The sequence below is a fragment of the Cetobacterium sp. genome (genome assembly GCF_048470075.1).
Classification (GTDB): Bacteria; Fusobacteriota; Fusobacteriia; order Fusobacteriales; family Fusobacteriaceae; genus Cetobacterium_A.
Window position 1 is genome coordinate 1 of sequence record NZ_DBGBQB010000170.1, and the last position, 3447, is coordinate 3447.

Genomic DNA, 3447 nt, shown 5'->3' on the forward strand with positions numbered 1-3447 from the left:
CAGATGACGAAAATATTTTTTTCCTTTACAATGATACAGTTTTAGAAAAATTATCAAAGGTGGATACCTCATCTCTAGATGAAAGAGAAAACTCTGTTCTTACATTTTTAAAAGAAAATTATAATTCAAAAAATAATAAATGTTGTTGGGATTTAATTTTAGATAATTTTTACACTGTTTTAGAAGTACTTCGAAAAGAAGCTATAAAGAAGACTTTAGAAAAAGATACAGAAAAAAATCTTTAAATTTTTTCTAAAAAAAAACTAAATATCTGTGTTATACAATTGTGATTTCAATATTTATAAAATATTTTTTTCTCTAACTTTTACCAAATTTTTACTTTTATATAGGATAATAACACTATGTAAAGGAGATGGTAATTTTGAAAAAATTAGGATATATTTTTGGAAAACTGTTCTTAGATAAAAAAAGAGAGTTTACTGTTAAAGGAAAAAAAGTTTTAATAAATGATTGCCAAAAAATAGGGAATTATCTATTTAAAACACCTTTAATAAAAGGTTTATCTCTAAATGGATATGAAGTTTCTATTCTTGGGAGTGTTGTCACAAAAGAGCTTGCAGAGGCTAACCCTTATATAAAAGAGGTTATTATAGACAATAGTTATCGAAAAAAATCTTTTGATATTTTTAGAAATATTAAAACTGGATTAAAATATAGAAATAAGTTTGATTACTATATAGAGCTTGTTGGCAGTATCTATTTAAGGGAGATAGTTCTTATGAATCTATTAAGAGCTAAAAAAATTATTGGAATTGAGAGAAAACATGGAAAATTTTTTAATCTTATTGATAAAATAACTAAAAGACAAAATCACATGAGGGAGAATGGAATAGAAGTTTTAAAGGCTTTTGGTATAAAAGACCCTGGTGGAACTTATGATATTTTTCTTGATAATCACACTAAATACTCTAAATTGGTGAAGAGAAAGCCACTTATTTTATATAATGGAGTAGCTTCTGTTTCTTCTAGAAGCATATCTTTAGATGATGAAAAGAAAATATTGAAAAATCTCTCTAAAATAACTTGGGCTGAAGTAAAAAAAATAGAGAGAGAAGATTCTCTTTTGGATCTATGTAGTCTTATTAAAAAAGCGGATCTTGTTGTATCAGTTGATACTGGTATTGTACATATAGCTTCTGCGTTTAATATCCCTATAATAGTTCATAAGTGCAGTGAAAATGTTTTTCCAAAAAGTAATGTTAGTATAGAAACATCACTTTTTGATAATAAACTACATAAAATGGCTGAGGATATTTTGGAATATGTCTATACTATTTCAGCATAAGAGTTGATATTTTTTATATCAGCTCTTTTTTATTCTCATAAACATACCAAATATAATATATAAAATTGAATATAAATTTACAATATAACCACCAATATAGAATAGACATATCAATGATAATATCCCTCCTAAAACATAGTTTCCTATCTCCAAAATTGATAAAAAAACATATTCGACTTTATCTTTTTCACCCTTTATTACTTTTCCTAAATAGCTTCCTAAATCTGTTAAATTTCCAGTCATATGCGTACTTCTTATTAAATTACCTTTAAATCTAATACTCATACCATTTTGAAATCCCATAGTCAATGTTAAAAAATATAAAAATAGTTTATTATTTTTTATAAAATTATCCAAAATTAATATGATAAATCCAAATATTATCATAGCTATCCCATAACGTTTAATATTTTTTTCCTGAGAATCATCACTTATTATTGCTGAAAAAATAGCTCCTACCATAAAACAAACTATCATAATTAACAGCTCTATTAACTTTTCATATCCCACAGCTTTATATAGATACTGAGCTATTGATGTGAAAGTCCCTGAAAAATGCGATATTGGATATCCAAAATAAAACAGAGTTATTATATTTATAAAGCCACTAAAAAAGCATAAACACGCAGCCATAAAATAGTAATCTCTAGTTTTCATATAATCATCTCCCTCTTATCATCTTTGTTCGAGAATACTCCTACTTCGTTCAAGTGGGAGATAAATCGACTATCAAAAGATTGTTATAATTTTGTGGAAATTATAACAATCTTTTGATAGAATAAACTATGCCATAAAGGCACGGTTTCTATGAGCTTTTACAACTGAATATATGAAGTTGATACAAGTAATTCTGTTGTCTCATAAAATATTTACAATATGCAACTCACTTCAAGAACAGAACGTTCTAAATGGAGTATAGTTCACATATTATCATAATAGCATATTTGAAATTAATTACAAAGAAAAGTATGAACATGAATACAAAGTTTAAAAAGGTTTTAAAAAAATGTCAAAAAGATTGACCTAATTCATTCTCTCCCTAACAGAGGAAGAGGTTTTCTCAGAGCATTTTAATAAATTTTATACAAAGGAGCTTATTATGGAAGTAGGATTGCTTTTTTATTTTTTAACTTTTTTAGGTGGTTTTTTATCTTTTTTCTCTCCATGTGTTATTCCCATAATTCCAATATATTTTAGTTATTTAGCTGGTAATGGTAAAAAAATAGATTGTTATGGAAATATAACATATGATCAAAAAAAAGTTTTTTTTAACACTTTATTTTTTATAATGGGAATCTCTGTTTCTTTCTTTATTCTAGGTGTTTCTTTTACTGTAATAGGAGATATTGCTTTTAGTCAAAAAGATATTATTACCAAAATTGGAGGTGTCATTATCATAGTTTTAGGACTATTTCAACTTGGAATAATAAAGGCAAACCCTCTATATAAGGAGAAAAGAATTACTTATGATAATAAAAAAATATCTCCCTTTATAGCTTTTATAACTGGATTTACATTTAGTTTTGCTTGGACTCCATGTGTTGGTCCTATACTTTCATCAGTTTTAATTTTAGTGGCCAGTTTAGATAATAGCAGTGTTGGTAATCTATTGATTTTTATATACTCTCTAGGTTTTGTTATTCCATTTTTATTAATTGGATTATTTACAACTACTTTATTGAATTTCTTCAAAGCTCAGCAAAAATTTTTAAAATACACGGTTAAAATATCTGGACTTTTTTTAATAGTTATTGGTTCTCTTACATTTTTAGGGTACACTAATCAACTATCCAACTATTTTTTACCAACTACTCCTTCTAGCTCTATCTCTAAAGAGAGTGATAATACCATTCTTAATAAAGATAGCTATCGTTTAATCGACCAATATGGGAAGGAACATATTTTGTCCAATTATAAAGGAAAAACCATTTTATTAAACTTTTGGGCTACATGGTGTCCACCATGTAAAGAGGAGATGCCATTTCTTGAGGATATCTACAAAATGTTTGATGAAAATAAAGAAGATGTTATCATTTTAGGAGTTACAAACCCTGTAACTGAAGAAAATCCCAATGGTCAAGATAAAAATATTGAAGAGATTAAATATTTTTTAAATGAGAATAACTATACCTTCCCAACTG

General features: G+C 26.4%; 4 protein-coding genes. 3 read left to right on the forward strand and 1 reads right to left on the reverse strand.

Going from position 1 to position 3447, the window contains the following annotated elements; all coding sequences use genetic code 11:
• Both ACMOUI_RS06035 and ACMOUI_RS06040 read left to right on the forward strand, forming a co-directional pair.
• The coding region (locus tag ACMOUI_RS06035; protein ID WP_418964831.1) for a hypothetical protein at window positions 1-245 on the forward strand (245 nt) is incomplete at its 5' end.
• Between the two features lie 137 nt (window positions 246-382).
• Window positions 383-1306 (forward strand): glycosyltransferase family 9 protein, encoded by a 924-nt coding sequence (locus ACMOUI_RS06040; RefSeq protein ID WP_418964832.1) that lies wholly within the window; start codon window positions 383-385, stop codon window positions 1304-1306.
• Window positions 1307-1324: 18 nt separating this feature from the next.
• Here the strand turns inward: ACMOUI_RS06040 and ACMOUI_RS06045 are convergent, their stop codons facing one another.
• A complete protein-coding gene (locus ACMOUI_RS06045; protein WP_418964833.1) occupies window positions 1325-1963 on the reverse strand; it encodes a YoaK family protein in 639 nt (212 codons plus the stop codon).
• A gap of 442 nt (window positions 1964-2405) precedes the next feature.
• Here ACMOUI_RS06045 and ACMOUI_RS06050 point away from each other — a divergent pair.
• Window positions 2406-3447: cytochrome c biogenesis protein CcdA (locus ACMOUI_RS06050; RefSeq protein WP_418964834.1), on the forward strand; the 1042-nt coding region annotated here is incomplete at its 3' end.